Origin of the sequence: Frateuria sp. (genome assembly GCF_035695185.1) — a bacterium.
Classification (GTDB): Bacteria; Pseudomonadota; Gammaproteobacteria; order Xanthomonadales; family Rhodanobacteraceae; genus Frateuria_A.
In genome coordinates this window covers 1-17,739 of sequence record NZ_DASSES010000019.1, presented here as the reverse complement: position 1 = coordinate 17,739, position 17,739 = coordinate 1, and the positions used below count along the sequence as shown (strand labels likewise).

The window sequence follows — 17,739 nt, the reverse complement described above, 5'->3', positions numbered from 1 at the left end:
GCATCGAATCCCGGGGAAATGGAGCGCGTTGCCGAAGGAATCAACCGGCAGCCCGCGGTTGCGCACAGGTGCGCCCTTCCAGCCCGGCGCGGGCGTGACGCCGTTCTAGCTGATCAGCGCCGCGCGCAGCACGTCGCGCCAGCGCAGCATCGGCGCCACGGGTTTCGTGGTCGCCGCGACACGCCGGCCGCGTGCCGCCGGCGCGTCCTCGCGCCAGTCGAGCTCGGTGGGCAGGGCGTGGCCATGCAGGTAAAGCAACTGCTTCCAGAACGGTTTCACGAGAACCTCCGGTGGGGGTGTTGCCTTGGGGTGCGCTCAAGGTACGCCGCCTCCGTGGCGCCCAAAAGCGATATATTCGCAAGCCAGCCTTGAGCGGATTTCAAGGCACTTCTGCCTGGGAGGCCAAGCTCGTGAGCCATGTTCCGCTGGGTCTGTTGCAACAGTTCGTGCGGGTCGCGCGCGTCGGCAACCTGTCGCGTGCGGCGGTGCAGGCCAACCTCACCGTCAGCGCGCTGAGCCACCAGATCCGCCAGCTCGAGGATCGCCTCGGCCGCCGCCTGTTCGACCGCGGCCCGCGTGGCGTCACGCTCACGACCGAGGGATGCGGCCTGCTCGAGGCGGTCGGCGAACACTTCGACGGCATCGACCACGCGCTCGCGCGCTATCGCGAGCGGCGGCACGATTCGCTCACCCTGAGCGCGAGCTCCGGCATCATGTCCAGCTGGCTGGTGCCACGGCTGCCCGGGCTGGTGGCCGCCCATCCGGAGCTGGAGCTCAACCTGCAGACGGCCACCACGCTGGTGGATTTCGAGCGTGAGCCGGTCGATGCCGCGCTGCGCTATGGTCGCGGCCAGTGGCCGGGGCTCGTCAGCGAGCGGCTGTTCGGCGAGTGGCTGGCGCCGGTCGCCACGCCGGAACTGATCGCGCGCATGGACGGGGCCGATCCCAACCGGCTCGGCGACTGGCCTTTGCTGGGCGATCCGGGCGACCGCTGGCGCGAGTGGTTCGCGGAGGTGGGCGGCACGCCCCCCACGCGTTACGTGGCGCACTTCGACAGCACCGACGCGCTGCGCCACGCCGCGCTGGAAGGCCTCGGGGTGGGGCTCGGGCGCATGGTCAGCTCGCGCTCGCTGATCGAGGCCGGCCGGTTGGTGGTGCTGGGCCAACGCTACCTTCCGATCCAGGAGGCCTACTGGCTGGTCTACCCGCCGCGCTCGCAGGAACACCAGGGCCTGCAGGTCTTCCGCGATTGGCTGCTGGGCGAGGCACAGGCCTATTACGCACAAATGCCGCAATTGCACGAAGACCAGCCGACGCCTGCCTGAGCTGCGTCGGCCGGTAGGTTTCCCGGGCATTGCCCGCGCGGCATGATGAGGGCTTCCCCCCACTGGAAGCCATCCATGAAATCCCGTGCCGCCGTCGCCTGGGAAGCAGGCAAACCGTTGTCGATCGAGGAAGTGGACGTGGCCGCACCGAAGGCCGGCGAGGTGCTGGTGCGCATCGTCGCCACCGGCGTCTGCCACACCGATGCGTTCACCCTGTCCGGCGCCGATCCGGAGGGACTGTTCCCGGCGATCCTCGGCCACGAGGGTGGCGGCATCGTCGAGGAGGTCGGCGAGGGCGTCACCACGCTGGCCGTCGGCGACCACGTGATCCCGCTCTACACGCCCGAGTGCGGCACCTGCGAGTACTGCCGCTCGGGCAAGACCAACCTGTGCCAGCGCATCCGCGCCACCCAGGGCCAGGGCCTGATGCCCGACGGCACCTCGCGCTTCTCCAAGGACGGCCGGATGCTCCACCACTACATGGGGACCAGCACCTTCAGCGAGTACACGGTGCTGCCGGAGATCGCGCTGGCGAAGATCAACCCGGCCGCGCCGCTGGAAAAGGTCTGCCTGCTCGGCTGCGGCATCACCACCGGCATCGGCGCCGTGCTCAACACCGCCAAGGTGGAGCCGGGCGCCAGCGTGGCGGTGTTCGGGCTGGGCGGCATCGGCCTGTCGGTGGTGCAGGGTGCGGTGATGGCCAAGGCCGGGCGCATCGTGGTGGTCGACACCAATCCTTCGAAGTTCGACATGGCGCGGCTGCTCGGCGCGACCGACTTCGTCAACCCGAAGGATCACCCCGACACGCCGATCCAGCAGGTCGTCGTCGAACTCACCGGCGGCGGCGTGGATTATTCGTTCGAGTGCATCGGCAACGTCGAGGTGATGCGCGCGGCGCTGGAGTGCTGCCACAAGGGCTGGGGCGAGTCGGTGATCATCGGCGTGGCCGGCGCCGGGCAGGAAATCCGCACGCGGCCGTTCCAGCTGGTGACCGGGCGCGTGTGGCGCGGCTCGGCGTTCGGCGGGGTCAAGGGGCGCTCGCAATTGCCCGGCTACGTGGACCGCTACCTGGCCGGCGAGATCCGCATCGACGAAATGGTCAGCCAGGAGCTGCCGCTGGAGCGCATCAACGAAGCGTTCGACGCCATGCACGAAGGCCGCGTGATCCGTTCGGTGATCCGCTACTGAGTGCTTGCCGCTGCAGCGAGCCCGCGCGGGCATTCCTGCACGGCCATCGTGCTCGGCTAGAATGCGCCCGCCTCAACCGGTCGGACGGAAACCGGCATCCACACGGCGCGCGGGGACTGCAGAAGCCGGCCGACCGGACCTTCCCGGCCGCCGGCGGCACGCTTTCCTCAGGCCGCCGGGCCGGCTTGCCACGAGGGCATCGACCGCATCCTCGACCCGATGTGGCAGGTACGCCCCCGACCCGCATGGCACATCGACATCGCGGTCGGTCTGCCGCGACCCTACCGAAGCGACCCGCGTGGCCATGGAGATCATCATGAAGCGATTGCTGCCTGCCCTCTGTACCCTCGCCCTGGCGGCCGGCCCCGCCCTGGCGCAGGACCAGCCCACCGACGCGCTGGTGCCGCCGACCAGTGCCAGCGACTACACCGCCGCGCAACTGGACCGGGTCGTCGCCGGGCCGTGGCGACCGGCCGACCAGCGCGCGCGCGACGTCTGGCGCCACCCGAAGGAAACCCTGGAGTTCTTCGAGCTGCGGCCGGACCAGACGGTGATCGAGATCACCCCGGGCGGCGGCTGGTATGCGCAGATCCTGGCGCCGCTGTTGCGCGACAACGGCCATTACATCGCCGCCGAGAAGCAGGCGTCGACCGACGCCGAGGCGGGCGAGGACGACAGTGCCCTGCGCAAGCTGTTCGCCGCGCACCCGGCGCAGTTCGACCAGGCGACCATCGTGAGCTTCGACCCCAGGGCGCCGGTGTTCGGTCCGCCCGGTTCGGCCGACCGCGTGCTGACCTTCCGCAACGCGCACAACTGGGCGACCGACGGCACCGCGGCGGCGATGTTCAGGGCGTTCTACGCGGTGCTGAAGCCGGGCGGGGTACTCGGCGTGGTCGATCATCGCGCCGATGCCGACGCCACGCCGGAAGAGGTCAAGGGCAGCGGCTACCTGCCGGTCGCCTACGTGGTCAGGCTCGCCACCGATGCCGGCTTCGTGCTGGACGGGCGCAGCGAGGTCAACGCCAACCCCCGGGACGACCACGACCATCCCAAGGGCGTGTGGACGCTGCCGCCGACGCTGGCCCTGGGCGAGAAGGACAAGGCCACGTACCAGGCCATCGGCGAGTCCGACCGCATGACGCTGCGCTTCGTCAAGCCGGAGGCGCCGGCGCACGCGGCCTCCGCACCGTGACGGATGTTGATCGCGCTCAACAAGCCTTATGGGGTGCTTTGCCAGTTCTCCGGTGACGGCAGCCGGCGGACGCTTGCCGATTACGTGCACGAAAAGGACGTCTATCCGGCCGGGCGGCTGGACCACGACAGCGAGGGTCTGCTGCTGCTGACCGACGACGGGCGCCTGGCGCACCGGCTGACCGACCCTCGCCACAAGCAGCCCAAGACCTACCTCGTGCAGGTGGATGGTGCGGTCACTGACGAGGCGGTGGCCGCGCTCCGGCGCGGCGTCACCCTCAACGACGGCCCCACCTTGCCCGCGGGCGCCGAACACGCGGCCGAGCCGGACTGGTTGTGGCCGCGCGATCCGCCGGTCCGGTTCCGCAAGGCCATTCCCACCAGCTGGCTCAGCATCACGCTGCGCGAAGGGCGCAACCGGCAGGTGCGCCGGATGACGGCGGCGGTGGGTTTCCCGACCCTGCGGCTCATCCGCGTGCGGATCGGCGGATACGCGCTTGAGGGTCTGGGCCCAGGCGAAACCCGCCGGCTCCTGTAGGGCGATTTCGGCCCGTTGCGGCCTCCACTGGCACCGGAAACCCACGGCGACGGTTCAAGACATGGGCGACTTCAAGGATCACTTCTCCGGCCACGCCACGCTCTACCGCGACGCGCGGCCGGTGCCACCTGCCGACTGGTTCGACTGGCTCGCCGGACAGGTGCCGGACCGGGCGCTGGCCTGGGATGCCGGTTGCGGCAACGGCCAGGCCAGCCTGGGCCTGGCGGCGCATTTCGAACGCGTGGTGGCGACCGATCCCAGCGCGACGCAGATCGCGCAGGCGAGCGCGCATCCGGTGATCGATTACCGCGTCGAGCCAGCCGAGCGCAGCACCCTGGCGGCCGGAAGCCTGAGCCTGGTCAACGTGTCGCAGGCGCTGCACTGGTTCGACCTGGATGCCTTCCATGCGGAGGTGCGCCGGGTCGCCCGACCGGGTGCACTACTGGCGATCTCCGCCTACGGCAATTGCAGCGTGGACCGCGCGGTGGATGCGGTGGAACTGCGCTTGTACGCCGAGACGCTGGGCGGCGACTGGCCCGCGGAGCGCGCACTGGTCGACACTGGCTACCGTGAGCTGCCTTTCCCGTTCGACCCGGTGGGGACGCCCAGCTTCGGCATGCATGCGGACTGGAACCTGCCGCAGTTCCTCGCTTACCTGCGCTCGTGGTCGGCCACGCAGCGGTATCTCAAGCGCACGGGCGTCGATCCGGTGGCGGCGGCCGCGCCGGCGCTGGCCGAGGCGTGGGGCGATCCGGGCCAAGTGCGTGCCGTGCGCTGGCCTTTCTTCACCCGCGTGGGCCGCATCGTCTGACCTTCCCCGAGAGCGTGCCGCTTCCGGCTCCCCCTCCCCTCCGGGGACGGTCGGGGTGAGGGGTCGGGGTTCGCGGGGGGCTCTCTCGGCTGTCCACTTCTTTCATCGTAGTGGTGCCTTGTCTCGACCTGGCTCGCGGCGGGCTTCCGATCGCCTGCCGGCGCTCGGGTCGCTGTTCTTTGCTGGCGCAAGAAGTAGCCAAAAGAAAGGGCCTGGCTAAGCCCGGTGAGGATAAGAGCCAGATGCCACCTCGCTCACAGAGGAGCTGCCGCCGCTTGCTGAGGGCGCCCGGGAGTCGAGGCAAGGGAGACATCCGGCGAATTGGAGTGCCGGTCTTGCCGTCCTTCTCGTTTGCGAGGACGCCACGGCCCGAGTCCCACCGCTCGCGGCTCCTTCCTGGGGCAGGGTGCTACAGCCCGAAGAACGCCACCGCCGCCGCGGTGCTGTTCGCCGCGGTCACGTCCACCGGTTCGCCACGGTCGCGCGCGACTTCCTCGCAGATGTGTTTCAGGTACATCGGCTCGTTGCGCCGGTGGCTGGGCTGCGGGCGCACGGTGCGTGGCAACAGGTAGGGTGCGTCGGTCTCCAGCAGCAGCCGGTCGGCGGGAATCTCGCGCACGAACTCGCGCAGGTGCGTACCGCGCCGCTCGTCGCAGATCCAGCCGGTGATGCCGATGTGGCAGCCCAGCGCCAGGTAGTCATGCAGTGCCTCGCGGGTGTCGGTAAAGCAGTGGACCACCGCCGCCGGCACGTGGTCGCGGTAACGCCGCAGCAGGGGCAGGAAATCCGCGTGCGCGTCGCGCTGGTGCAGGAACAGCGGCTTGCCGAGTTCCGCGGCGATGGCGAGCTGTTGCTCGAACACGCGCAGTTGCACCTCGCGCGGGGAGTAGTTGCGGTGGTAATCCAGTCCGGTCTCGCCGACCGCGCGCACGGCGGGCAGCCGGGCCAGCTCGCGCAGGCGTGCGTCGGTAGCCTCGTCGTAGTCGATCGCATGGTGTGGGTGCACCCCCGCGGTCGCCCACAACACGCCGGGGTGCGCGTGCGCCAGGGCCAGTGCCTGCTCGCTGCCCTCGCGCGACGCCCCGGTCACCACCATCCGCGTGACGCCCTGGGCCGCCGCCCGCGCCAGCACCTCGGCGAAGTCGTGCCGGAAGGATTCGTGGGTGAGATTGGCGCCGATGTCGACCAGCTGCATGGCTTGCCCGCAAAAGCGCGCATTGTTGCAGAGCGGCCCGGATTGGCAAGGCGCCGCCCGTCGAGCCCGCTGTCACATGGAGGCGACAAGCGACCACCTAGCGTGCAAGCCGACGACGGCAGGGAAGCAGTGGGGGCGTTGGTGATGCAGTCACGCGACAGCCGGCAGGACGCGTCCACGGCGACCATCGTCGACGGAAGCGGGGTTCCAGGACCCCGTGCAGTACTGCCCTCCGTGCAAGGCGGAGGGTGCTCAATTTCGGGGAATCACTTCATGGCAAATCGTATGCGGATCGGGGCGCTGTTCGGCGCCTCGCTGGCCCTCGCCTTCTCCCTGGCGGCGCACGCCGCCAGCGCCAGCGGCGGACTGGGTGGCACCCACTACAACATCAGCTCGCTGAAGCGCGACGGTCACTACGACCGCTTCATCGTGACCTGGCGGCCGGGCAGCGCCGAACGGGCCAACCCGTCGCTCATGCGGCAGAGCATGGGGGCGGCGCTTTCCCGCGCCGGCCTGGTGCGCGCCACGTTCGGTCCGCAGGGCCGGTTGCAGGCGCCGGTGCAGGCCAGCTATGGACGACGGCTCGCGATCGGGGCGGACGTGCTGCGCACCTCGCGCAAGCTCGATGGCAACGAAGCGGCCGCACTGATGGAGCAGATCGCCAGCGACCCGGCGGTGCTGCACGTGGCGCCGGACGTGTTGCGCCATCCGGTGGCCGACATCGCCGCGCCCGCCTCGTTGCGCCCGTCCGCGTTCCGCCCGAGTGACACCGAGTTCCGCCAGTACCAGTGGGACCTGAAGGCGCCCAGTGGGCGCGCCAGCGCCTTCGGCGACCGCAACTTCGGCGGCTCGCACGTCAATGCGGCGTGGGATCTGGCCGACGGCAGGGGCATCGTCATCGCCGTGCTGGACACCGGCATCACCACCCACGTGGACGTGAACACCAAGCTGGCCGGCGCCGGTTACGACTTCATCACCGACGCCTTCCTTTCCGGGCGCAAGAAGGATGGCCGTGTACCCGGCGGCTGGGATCGCGGCGACTGGACCACCAGCGAGCCCTGGAAGTCCATGTGCACCGACGCGTTCTCCCCGCCGCAACCGAGCTCCTGGCACGGCACCCACGTCGCCAGCACGGTCGGCGCCGAGCGCACCGACAACGGCATCGGCCTGGCCGGTATCGCCTACCACGCACGGGTGTTGCCGATCCGCGTACTCGGCCACTGCGGCGGTTACGACAGCGACATCAGCGACGCCATCATCTGGGCAGCCGGCGGCCATGTCGACGGTGTCCCGGACAACACCCATCCGGCGCAGGTGATCAACCTGAGCCTGGGCGGCTACGGCCAGTGCACCGCGGACGACCCGATGGGGCAGGCGATCGCCCTGGCCAACCGGCGCGGCGCGGTCGTGGTGGTCGCCGCCGGCAACGACGACGACAACGCGAAGTACTACTCGCCGGCCAGCTGCCCCGGCACGATCACCGTGGCCTCGACCGGCATCACCAGCCGGCGCGCCTACTACTCCAACTACGGCCGTGCCGTCGATCTGGCCGCGCCCGGCGGCGGCATCTACGCGGGCGACCGCAACAGCGGCGACCAGGTTTCGGACGGTTTCGTCTGGCAGGCGATCAACAGCGGCACCACCACGCCGGTGGCCAACGCCACCGCCTATGCCGGTTACGCTGGCACCTCGCAGGCCACCCCGCACGTCAGCGGGACCGTCGCGCTGATGCAGGGTGCCCGCCTGGCCCGCGGTCTCAAGCCGTTGTCGCCGACCGCGGTGCTGGGGATCCTCCAGCGCACCGCCATCACGCCCAAGGTGGCGCCCGATCACCGGATCGGCGCGGGCATCCTGGATGCCTATGCGGCGGTGAACCTGGCCATCAACAGCAGTGGCTCGGCCAACCTGGGGACCCTGTTGGGCAACGGCGTGGCGTTGTCTGACCAGTCCGGGGCGAAAGGCAGCCGCACGACCTATCGCATCGATGTGCCGGCCGGCGCCGGCAAGCTGAGCCTGCGCACCAGCGGCGGCCGTGGCGACATCGTCCTCTACGTGAACAAGGACACCCCGGCCACGCCGGCGAGCTACCACTGCCGCTCCGCACACGAGGGCACCAGCGAGTCGGTGGTGTTGAACCATCCGGCCGCCGGCAGCTGGTTCGTCACCGTGGTCGGCCGGAGCGCCTACAGCGGGGTGAGCGTGCTGGGCAAATACTCCAGGTGATCGCAGACCGGGTCGGCGGCCTGTGCCGCCGGCCCGCCGGCGATCGCGGCCCGGGCCGGCCAGTGCCTCGGCGGTAACCGGGCGCCGATAACAGAAAGCCGACGCGAAGGCTCTTGGAAAAATTCGCGGTTGACGCTCCCGTCAAGCCCCCATAGTGTGACGAAGTCGTCGTTTTCGGGAAGATCGACGGCGCTACGAGCCCGAGCCTTGAGCGCCGGGCCACCGTCCGCAGGGGGAAAACATGTTCCACAAGAAGCTTGCCGGCGCATTGCTCGCCGCGCTGGGTTGCGCCTCGGTTTCGCTGTGCGCTGCCACACCCGTCCACGTTCACGCCGGCCACCTCGGCCAGATCACCTCGGCCACGCTGGCCAATCGCCTCGGCCTGGGCCAGGGCAACACCTTCATCGCCGGTGCCCGCGCGAAAACGGTACGCGGCACCGTCAAGACGCGCGAGCGACAGACTTTCCACGGCGTACCGGTCTACGGCCGCAGCGTGGTGGTCGAGCGCGACGCCCGCGGCAATGTGCTCGGCGCCCATGGCGAGGCCGAGGCCAGCCTGGGCAGTCAGTTGTCGTCGGTGCGCCCGCGCCTCAACGGCGCCCAGGCGCAGGCCGCCCTGCAGGCGAAGCTCGGCCAGCGCGGCCTGGCGGCCAGCCACGTGCAGAGCGAGCTGTTCGTCTATCCGCAGGCCAAGGGCCCGGCCCGGCTGGCCTACCACACGTCCTACCTGGTGACCGCCAACGGCCAGCTTTCGCGTCCGACCGCCATCGTCGACGCCGATACCGGCGAGGTCCTGCGCCAGTGGAATGGCCTGACCACCGGCCGCCGTCCGCCCGGCACCGGCACACCCACGTCGATCAGCGCGAACGGTCCTGGCGGCAACGGCGTGACCGGGCTGTATCACTACGACGGCTCGGGCGCCGGCCGCGAGCTGCTCAGCGGCACCCGCATCGGCAATACCTGCTACCTGCAGGATGATCGGGTCGCCACCTACAACCTGGCCGGCGGCCAGCGCGTGACGTTGTGGTCGTTCGGCTGCGCGGGCACCAACCCGGCCGGCTGGACCAGCATGGGCGACGGCATCAACGGTGCCTACTCGCCCATCAACGACGCCCATCACTTCGGTGGCGTGGTCTACGACATGTACGACAGCTGGTTCGGCGCGCCGCCGCTGATGAACGGCGACGGTACTCCGATGCAGCTGCACATGTGGGTGCATTACGGCACCAGCTACGAGAATGCCTTCTGGGACGGCTCGGAGATGGTCTTCGGCGACGGCGACCAGTACTTCTACCCGTTCGTGGTACTGGACATCACCGGGCACGAGATCAGCCACGGGTTCACGGAGCAACATTCGGGCCTGGAGTACGACGGCCAGTCCGGCGGCATGAACGAAGCCTTCTCGGACATGGCCGGCGAGGCGGTCAAGTACTTCGACCGCGGCAGCAATGACTTCATGACCGGTGGCGAGATCGTCAAGCCGGCGACCGTGCCGCTGCTGGGCATGGCCGCGCTGCGCGACATGTGCACGCCCAGCAACGACGGCATGTCCATCGACGACGCCAGCCGGTACTACGACGGGCTGGACGTGCACTACTCCAGCGGCGTCTACAACCGCGCCTTCTGCACGCTGGCGCGCAGCGCCGGCTGGAACACGCGCACGGCGTTCGAGGTGTTCCACGACGCCAACGCGCTCTACTGGGCGCCGGACGAGACCTTCGACACCGGCGCGTGCGGCGTCGAGCAGGCCGCGACCGATCGCGGCTATCCCACCACTGACGTGGTGGCCGCGTTTGCCGCCGTCGGCGTGAGCTGCCGGCCCCGGTAAGCCACCCCTTGCCGGGCCTGCCGCACGGCAGGCCCGTGCCCTCCTCATCCATTCCAGGCTGCCCGCGAGGCGGCATGGCACCGCCTTGCGTGCCTTCAGGAGAACCATATGAACACGATCCACAGCAAGATCCGGAACCCGGCCATGGACGCCCCGGTAGCGACCGGCGAGCCGGCCCGGGGTGGCCGCCGCGATGGCCGCCGTGGTCGGCTGGCCGCCGCCATCACCGCCACCCTGGCGGCCGCCGTGCTGCCCTGGGCGCCGCTGGGGGTGACCCATGCCCAGCAGGCACCGAGCGCCTGCGTACTCACCACCGATGGGAGCACGTCGACCTATACGACGGTCCCGACCGACGCTGACGCCACGGCCTGCGGCCAGGGCGCCACCGCGACCGGCACCGGCGCCACCGCCACGGGCGCCAATGCGCTCGCCGCCGGCGACAACGCCACCGCGACGGGCCAGGGCAGCAGTGCCACGGCCGATTCGGGGACGGCGCTGGGCGGCACCTACACCGATTTCGACGGCACCGTCTACGGCACCGAGGCAAGCGCGTTCGGCGCCACGGCACTGGGTGCGGGCGCCGGCGCCGACGGCGTGGACAGCACCGCGGTCGGCTCGCTGTCCTACGCCACCGGCCAGGGCTCGTTCGCCGGCGGCACCAACGCCGGTGCCGATGGCTACGAGAGCGTGGCGCTGGGTGCCAACGCGCAGGCTTCCGACCGCGGCACCATCGCCATCGGCGGCGGCGATGCCGACCCGATGTCCGGCGAGGCCACCACCGCCACCGGCGAAGGCGCCATCGCGCTCGGTTCGCTGGCCTACGCCCAGGGCACCGGCGCCATGGCCGACGGCTACCAGGCCACCGCGATGGGCGACTTCGCCCTGGCCAGCGGCAATGGCGCCTGGGCCCAGGGCACGGGCGCCTCGGCCATGGGGGGCGGTTCGCTCGCCGCGGCGGACAAGGCGACGGCCGCCGGCAACAACGCCCAGGCGCTCGATACCTCGGCCACTGCGCTCGGCTCCGACGCCTTCGCGCAAGGGAGCTACAGCATCGCCATCGGCTCCCAGGCTGATCCCAACACCGGCGCCTTCGGCAGCCAATCGGTGGCGATCGGGCTGGACAGTTTCGCTGCCGGCAACTACGCCAACGCGCTGGGCGGTTTCAGCGTGGCCGCGGATTTCGCCAGTGCCTTCGGTTACGCCTCCAGCGCCACCGGCTACGCCAGCCTGGCCTCCGGCGTGCAGAGCACGGCCTCGGGCGACTATTCGGTGGCGATGGGTGTCGGCTCGCTCGCTTCCAACACCGACAGTGTCGCCGTCGGCGATGGCAGCGAGTCGGACGGCGCCGCGGGGGTGGCGGTCGGCGCCGCCGCTTATGTTCAGGCCGACAACGGGGTGGCGATCGGTGCCGGGTCCGCGGCCGTGGGCCAGGGCAGCGTCGCGCAGGGTGCCGGCGCCACCGCCCTGGGCGACAACAGCGTGGCGATCGGCGCGGGTTCGGTCGCCGACCAGGACAACACCGTGTCGGTCGGCGCGGCCGGCAGCGAACGCCGCGTCGTCAACGTGGCCGACGGCGTCGACGCCACCGACGCGGTGAACAAGGGCCAGCTCGATGCGGTGGCGCAGCAGGTCGGCGTGACCGATGCCACCGCGGTCAAGTACGACGTCGGCGACAAGAGCGGCATCACGCTGAGCGGCGCCCGCGGCACCGCCCTGCACAACGTGGCCGCCGGCACCGTCGCCACCGATGCGGCCAACACCGGACAGGTCGACCAGGCGCTCGCCACGGCCAAGAGCTACACCGATGCCGGCGACCGCCAGACCCTGGCACGCGCGCAGTCCTATGCGGACCAGCGGCTGGCCAGCGTCTCGCTGGACCTGGCCAGCTTCCGCCGCGAAGTCGACGACCGCTTCCGTGCGGTGAACGCCCGCCTGGACCAGGTCGGCGCGATGGGCTCGGCGATGTCGCAGATGGCGTTCAGCACCCAGGGCATCGACAGTCCCAACCGGCTGGGCGTCGGCGTGGGCGGCTACCGCAACCGGGGCGCGCTGGCGGTGGGCTACTCGCGCCAGCTGTCCTCGCACGCCAGCCTCACCTTCGGCGCGGCGGTCAGCGGCAACGAGACCTCCGGCGGCGTGGGGCTGGGCGTGGGCTGGTAAGGCTCCACCCGGTCCACGGGCGGCCGGCGCACGGGTGCGCCGGCCGTTTCACGCCGCGCTGAACTTGTGCAGGCGATGTTAGTCGGAAGTTCCACGGCGTCCCCCGTCGCGCGCTCGCGCCCGGGCCGGGGGATGTGCTACCAATGGGTTTTCTCGTCGACGCGGGGGGTGTTGACGGGTTGACGTGACTGGCGGGAGACACTGCATGTCGGCAGTTCCAACGCCCGCGGCCACCTGGGCGCTCTCCGTGGACGACCGTGAAGCGGCGGTCTGCGCACTCCTGGTGTCGCGCGGCAACCTCAAGGACAGCGACCTCCATCGTGCGCGCCGGCTGCACGAGGAGGCGCCCGAAGGCACCCTGACCGCGCTGCTGGCGCGGCTCGGGCTGGTGTCCGAGCGCGACCTGGCCGAGGCCTGGTCCGAGCTGCTCGGCGTGCCGCTGCTGGCGGCGCGCGATGCGCCGGAAATGCCGCCGGCCGAACCCGAACTGTCGCTGCGCTTCCTCAAGCAGCAGCACGTGGTCCCCGTCCGCGAGGGCGAGGACGACCTGGCGCTGGTGGTGGCTGATCCGGCCGATCCCTATCCGCTGCAGGCGATCGAACTGGCCGCCGGCCGGCCGGTCGCCTTGCGCATCGGCCTGCGCTCGGAAATCGACGACCTGATCGAACGCTACTACGGCACCGGCCGTTCGGCGATGGGCACCATCGTGGAGAACCTTGGCGGCGAAGCCAGCGAGGAGGACGACGTCGAGCACCTGCGCGACCTCGCCTCCGAGGCGCCGGTGATCCGCCTGGTCAACCTGATCCTGCAGCGTGCGGTGGAACAGCGCGCCTCCGACGTGCACATCGAGCCGTTCGAGAACCGCCTCAAGGTCCGCTACCGCATCGACGGCGTGCTGCACGAGGTCGAGGCGCCACCGTCCTCGTCCACTGCCGCGGTGATCAGCCGCGTCAAGATCATGGCCAAGCTCAACATCGCCGAGCGTCGGCTGCCGCAGGACGGGCGCATCCAGTTGCGCGTGCAGGGCAAGGAACTGGACCTGCGCGTGTCGACCGTGCCGACCGCCTACGGCGAGTCGGTGGTGATGCGTATCCTGGACCGCGAATCGGTGGTGTTCGACTTCGCTTCGCTCGGTTTCACGCCTGAGTTCGAAAAGCGCTTCGTCGAGGTGCTCGAGCGTCCCAACGGGATCCTGCTGGTGACCGGCCCGACCGGTTCGGGCAAGACCACCACGCTGTACACGGCGCTGTCGCGGATCAACACGCCGGACGTCAAGATCATCACCGTCGAGGATCCGGTCGAATACCAGCTCGAGGGCATCAACCAGATCCAGGTCAAGCCGCAGATCGGGCTGGACTTCGCCAACGCGCTGCGCTCGATCATGCGCCAGGATCCGGACGTGATCATGATCGGCGAGATGCGCGACCTGGAGACCTGCCGCATCGCGATCCAGTCGGCGCTGACCGGCCACCTGGTGCTCTCCACGCTGCATACCAACTCGGCCGCCGGCGGTGTCACCCGGTTGCTCGACATGGGCGTGGAGGATTACCTGCTCGGCTCGACGGTCAACGCCATCCTGGCGCAGCGGCTGGTGCGCCGGCTCGATCCGGAAACGGCGGTTCCCTACGAGCCACCACCGGAAGTGATTGCCGAGTTCGAGCTGGAGAAATACACCAACGAGCGGCCGATCCGCCTGTGGAAGCCGGGCTCCAGCGCGGCCAACCCGAGCGGTTACCGCGGCCGCCGCGCGATCGTCGAATTCCTGGTGATGAGCGAGCCGTTGCGCCGGCTGGTGATGCAGCGCGCCGACGCCAGCGAGATCGAACGCGTCGCTCGCGCCGAAGGCATGCGCACCATGTACGAGGACGGCATCGCCAAGGCGGTCGCCGGCGTGACCACGCTGGAGGAGGTGCTGCGTGTCACGCAGGAAGGCTGATGCCGTGCGAGCCGGCCACGCCCTTGCTCCCTCTACCCGCCGGGCAGAGGGTTGGGGTGAGGGGCTGGGGCTCGCCCGGAACCATCCCGGAGCCGTTGCCGCGTTTGCGTTGAAGAGCAGCGAAACACTGCGCTTCGCGCACCCTTTCCCGTACACCTTGACCCCTCATCCCAGCCCTCTCCCGCTGCATCGATCAAAGATGGGGAAGAGGGAGCGGCGCACACGGAGCCTCTGACATGGCGCAGTTCCGCTACCGCGCCATCAGTGCCGCGGGCGAAACCCTGCAGGGGCAGATCGAGGCGCCGAGCCTGGAGGAGGCGATCGGCCGCCTGCAGGACCAGGGCCACACGCCGCTGGAAGCCAAACCCGCCGACGCCCTGGGCGAAGGCTCGGCCCTCGCCGCGCTGTTCAAGCGCGGCCCGTTCACCGGCGACCAGCTCGCGCAGTTCACCCACCAGCTGGCCACCCTGCTCGGCGCCGGCCAGCCGCTGGATCGCGCGCTCGGCATCCTGATGGAACTGCCCGAAGGCGAGCGCGCGCGGCGGCTGGTCGAGCGCGTGCGCGATCGCGTGCGCGGCGGCACCACGCTGTCGCAAGCGCTGGACGAGGAACACGGCGTGTTCCCCAAGCTGTACCTCTCGCTGGTGCGTGCCGGCGAGGCGGGCGGCTCGCTGGAGGACACCCTGCGCCGCCTGGCCGATTACCTCGAGCGCGCCCAGCAACTGCGCGGCAGCATCGTCAACGCGCTGATCTATCCGGCCTTCCTGATGGTCGGCGTGCTTGGCTCGCTGGTGCTGCTGCTGGCCTACGTGGTGCCGCAGTTCGTGCCGATCTTCCAGGACATGCAGGTGCCGATCCCGTGGATCACCCGCGTGGTGCTGTTCATCGGCAGCGTGCTGCAGGGCTGGTGGTGGCTGCTCCTGCTGCTGTTGATCGGCGGTGGCCTGGTCTGGCGCGCGCGCCTGCGCGACCCGGCGCTGCGCATGGCCTGGCACGCCCGCTTGCTGACGATGCGCGTGGTCGGTCCGCTGCTGCTCAAGGTCGAGACCGCACGCATCGCGCGCACGCTCGGCACGCTGCTCAAGAACGGCGTGCCGCTGCTCACCGCGCTGGGGATCGCGCGCCAGGTGACCAGCAACACCGCGCTGGACGACGCGCTCGCCCGCGCCGCCGAACTGGTCAAGGGCGGCGGCGGTCTAAGCGCAGCGCTGGCCCGCTCGCAACGCTTCCCGCGGCTGTCGCTGCAGATGGTGCAGGTGGGCGAGGAAGCCGGCCAGCTGGACACCATGCTGCTGAAGGTCGCCGACACTTTCGACGTCGAATCCAAGCGCGCGATCGACCGCCTGCTCGCCGCGCTGGTGCCGGCGCTCACCATCGTGATGACCGTGCTGGTGGCGATCATCATGGCGGCGATCCTGATGCCGCTCCTGAGCCTCACGGCCAACATTCAGTAAAACGTGGAGAGATGTAATGACTAGCCAGACACGGGAACAGGGAACAGGCCAGCGGGCGCCCGCGCAGGTCCCGCCCATCGCCCGCTCCCCGCGCGCGCGACGCGCCAAGGGCTTCACTCTGCTGGAGATGCTCGCGGTGATCGTGCTGATCGGCATCATCGGCGCGATCGTGGTGCGCCAGGTCGGCGGCAGCGTGGACAAGGGCAAGTACGGCGCCGGCAAGGCACAGCTGATGACGCTCGGCCAGAAGGTCGAGAACTACGCGCTGGACAACGGCTCGCCGCCGGCTTCCCTGGAGGCGCTGGTCAAGCGCCCGCCGAACGCGCCGAACTGGCAGGGCCCGTACGCCAAGCCGTCCGACCTGGTCGACCCGTTCGGGCATGCCTTCGGCTACAAGGCACCCGGCGAGCACGGCAGCTACGACCTGGTGTTCTACGGCCAGGACGGCCAGCCCGGCGGCGACGGCTACAGCAAGGACATCGGTAACTGGCAATGAAAGCGGGGCGCGGGGAACGGGCAACCGGGCAGGCGGGGCGCGGGCGCCCTGCGGCGCCGGCATGCGCCGGCCGCCAGCGCGTTCGTGGTGTTTCGCGCGCGCGCGGCTTCACCTTGCTGGAAATGCTCGCGGTTATCTTGCTGATCGGCATTGCCGCCGCGGCGGTCGCGGTGGCGGTGAGCCAGGGTCTCTCCAGTGCGCGGGTGCGCGCGGCGAGCGTGGAGCTGGCCGCCGCGCTGCGCGCCACCCGCGCGCAGGCGATCGTCAAGGGGAAAGACCAGACCTTCGACCTCGACCTCAAGGCGGCCAGCTACCACGCCGCCGGCGGGCACGAGATCAAGCTGCCGCAGGGCATGCGCCTGTCCATCACCAGCGCGCGCGAAGACCAGCCCGACAACCACACCGGCCGCATCCGCTTCTTTCCCGATGGCAGCTCCACCGGCGGCCACATCGTCCTGCAGCGCGGCGAACGCCGCTGGCAGGTCAACGTGGCGTGGCTGACCGGCGCCGTGAGCGTGGTGACCTCGTGAGGGCACGGCATGCAGGGCGTGCGGTGGCGCGTCGATCCGCCCCGGTGTGCGCTACACACGTGGTGGTTCGCGTCGGGCAATCACGGTCGTCAAGCTGCGGTGGCCTTTCCGGGCGCGCCTCGCGTGCGCGGGGCTTCAGCCTGCTCGAGGTGATCGCCGCCGTGCTGCTGCTGGCGATCACCTTCGCCTCGCTGATGCGCGTGGCCGGCAGCTCGCTCAATCTCACCGCGCGCTCGGCCGAACGCAGCGGCGCGGCGCTGCGCGCGCGCAGCCTGCTCGACAGCGCGTTCGTGCTGGAGCCGATCCGCGTCGGCCGCAGCAGCGGGAAGTTCGACGCGACCTACCGCTGGCAACTTGACGTGCAGCCATGGCAGCCGCCGGTTACCGCGGCGCCCGGCCCGCAGCAGGCGGTGCCGGTGTCGCCGCTGCGGCTGTACCGGCTGGACCTGGACGTGCTCTGGGCCAGCGCCGGCCACGACTACCACGCCCGTTTCAGCACGCTGCGGGTCGGCGCGCCACCGTTGCCCGGCAACGCGCCATGAGGCGCCAGGCCGGCTTCACCCTGATGGAAGTGCTCGCCGCGCTCGCGCTGCTGGCGCTGCTGCTGGTGGGCGTGTACTCGGGCATCCGCACCGCCACGCACAGCGTGCGCGCCGGCAGCGCCGCGGTGGAGCGGCTCGATGCGGTGCGCTCGGCGCAGCAGTTCCTGCGCCGCGAGCTCGAGCAGGCGATGACCGAGCAACTGGCCGCCAACGACAAGGACGAGGCGATCTTCTTCAAGGGCGACGCGCATTCGATGAGCTTCGTGGCACCGCTGCCGGGCTACCTCGGCAACCTCGGCCCGCAGGCGCAGACGCTGCGGCT

At 70.4% G+C, this 17,739-nt stretch carries 16 protein-coding genes; 14 read left to right on the top strand and 2 right to left on the bottom strand.

What is annotated here, in order from left to right:
* Positions 1-105 precede the first annotated feature (105 nt).
* Positions 106-279, bottom strand: coding sequence for a hypothetical protein (locus VFH59_RS01465; protein ID WP_325163114.1), 174 nt, complete (start codon positions 277-279; stop codon positions 106-108).
* A gap of 131 nt (positions 280-410) precedes the next feature.
* On the opposite strand from VFH59_RS01465, the gene VFH59_RS01460 reads away from it, so the two are divergent.
* The 5 genes from VFH59_RS01460 (at position 411) to VFH59_RS01440 (ending at position 5,053) form a co-directional block, all read left to right on the top strand.
* Positions 411-1,325 carry a LysR substrate-binding domain-containing protein gene (locus VFH59_RS01460; protein WP_325163113.1) on the top strand — a complete coding sequence of 305 codons (915 nt, stop codon included), beginning with the start codon at positions 411-413 and terminating at the stop codon, positions 1,323-1,325.
* A gap of 75 nt (positions 1,326-1,400) precedes the next feature.
* Positions 1,401-2,513: an S-(hydroxymethyl)glutathione dehydrogenase/class III alcohol dehydrogenase gene (locus tag VFH59_RS01455; RefSeq protein ID WP_325163112.1), complete on the top strand. Its 1,113-nt coding sequence runs from the start codon at positions 1,401-1,403 to the stop codon at positions 2,511-2,513.
* Between the two features lie 316 nt (positions 2,514-2,829).
* On the top strand, positions 2,830-3,705 hold the full coding sequence (locus VFH59_RS01450) for a methyltransferase (protein WP_325163111.1): 876 nt from the start codon (positions 2,830-2,832) through the stop codon (positions 3,703-3,705).
* A 3-nt stretch (positions 3,706-3,708) separates the two neighbouring features.
* Positions 3,709-4,242, top strand: coding sequence for a pseudouridine synthase (locus VFH59_RS01445; RefSeq protein WP_325163110.1), 534 nt, complete (start codon positions 3,709-3,711; stop codon positions 4,240-4,242).
* 61 nt (positions 4,243-4,303) lie between these two features.
* Positions 4,304-5,053: a class I SAM-dependent methyltransferase gene (locus tag VFH59_RS01440; RefSeq protein WP_325163109.1), complete on the top strand. Its 750-nt coding sequence runs from the start codon at positions 4,304-4,306 to the stop codon at positions 5,051-5,053.
* Positions 5,054-5,462: 409 nt separating this feature from the next.
* Here VFH59_RS01440 and VFH59_RS01435 read toward each other — a convergent pair whose 3' ends face one another.
* A complete protein-coding gene (locus VFH59_RS01435) occupies positions 5,463-6,248 on the bottom strand; it encodes a TatD family hydrolase (protein ID WP_325163108.1) in 786 nt (261 codons plus the stop codon).
* A 273-nt stretch (positions 6,249-6,521) separates the two neighbouring features.
* On the opposite strand from VFH59_RS01435, the gene VFH59_RS01430 reads away from it, so the two are divergent.
* The 9 genes from VFH59_RS01430 to VFH59_RS01390 form a co-directional block, all read left to right on the top strand.
* Positions 6,522-8,471, top strand: a complete 1,950-nt coding sequence (locus VFH59_RS01430) for a S8 family peptidase (RefSeq protein WP_325163107.1) — start codon at positions 6,522-6,524, stop codon at positions 8,469-8,471.
* Between the two features lie 241 nt (positions 8,472-8,712).
* On the top strand, positions 8,713-10,299 hold the full coding sequence (locus tag VFH59_RS01425; protein WP_325163106.1) for a M4 family metallopeptidase: 1,587 nt from the start codon (positions 8,713-8,715) through the stop codon (positions 10,297-10,299).
* Between the two features lie 108 nt (positions 10,300-10,407).
* Positions 10,408-12,459, top strand: coding sequence for a YadA-like family protein (locus tag VFH59_RS01420; protein WP_325163105.1), 2,052 nt, complete (start codon positions 10,408-10,410; stop codon positions 12,457-12,459).
* Positions 12,460-12,664: 205 nt separating this feature from the next.
* Entirely contained in the window at positions 12,665-14,395 is a 1,731-nt protein-coding gene (gene gspE / locus VFH59_RS01415; protein ID WP_325163104.1) for a type II secretion system ATPase GspE, read from the top strand.
* 236 nt (positions 14,396-14,631) lie between these two features.
* Positions 14,632-15,849 carry a type II secretion system inner membrane protein GspF gene (gene gspF, locus VFH59_RS01410; RefSeq protein WP_325163103.1) on the top strand — a complete coding sequence of 406 codons (1,218 nt, stop codon included), beginning with the start codon at positions 14,632-14,634 and terminating at the stop codon, positions 15,847-15,849.
* Positions 15,850-15,925: 76 nt separating this feature from the next.
* On the top strand, positions 15,926-16,345 hold the full coding sequence (gspG, locus tag VFH59_RS01405; protein ID WP_325163122.1) for a type II secretion system major pseudopilin GspG: 420 nt from the start codon (positions 15,926-15,928) through the stop codon (positions 16,343-16,345).
* Between the two features lie 122 nt (positions 16,346-16,467).
* Positions 16,468-16,875 carry a GspH/FimT family pseudopilin gene (locus VFH59_RS01400; protein ID WP_325163102.1) on the top strand — a complete coding sequence of 136 codons (408 nt, stop codon included), beginning with the start codon at positions 16,468-16,470 and terminating at the stop codon, positions 16,873-16,875.
* Between the two features lie 59 nt (positions 16,876-16,934).
* On the top strand, positions 16,935-17,417 hold the full coding sequence (locus VFH59_RS01395) for a prepilin-type N-terminal cleavage/methylation domain-containing protein (RefSeq protein ID WP_325163101.1): 483 nt from the start codon (positions 16,935-16,937) through the stop codon (positions 17,415-17,417).
* Positions 17,414-17,739: prepilin-type N-terminal cleavage/methylation domain-containing protein (locus tag VFH59_RS01390; protein WP_325163100.1), on the top strand; the 326-nt coding region annotated here is incomplete at its 3' end. The genes VFH59_RS01395 and VFH59_RS01390, both read left to right, overlap by 4 nt.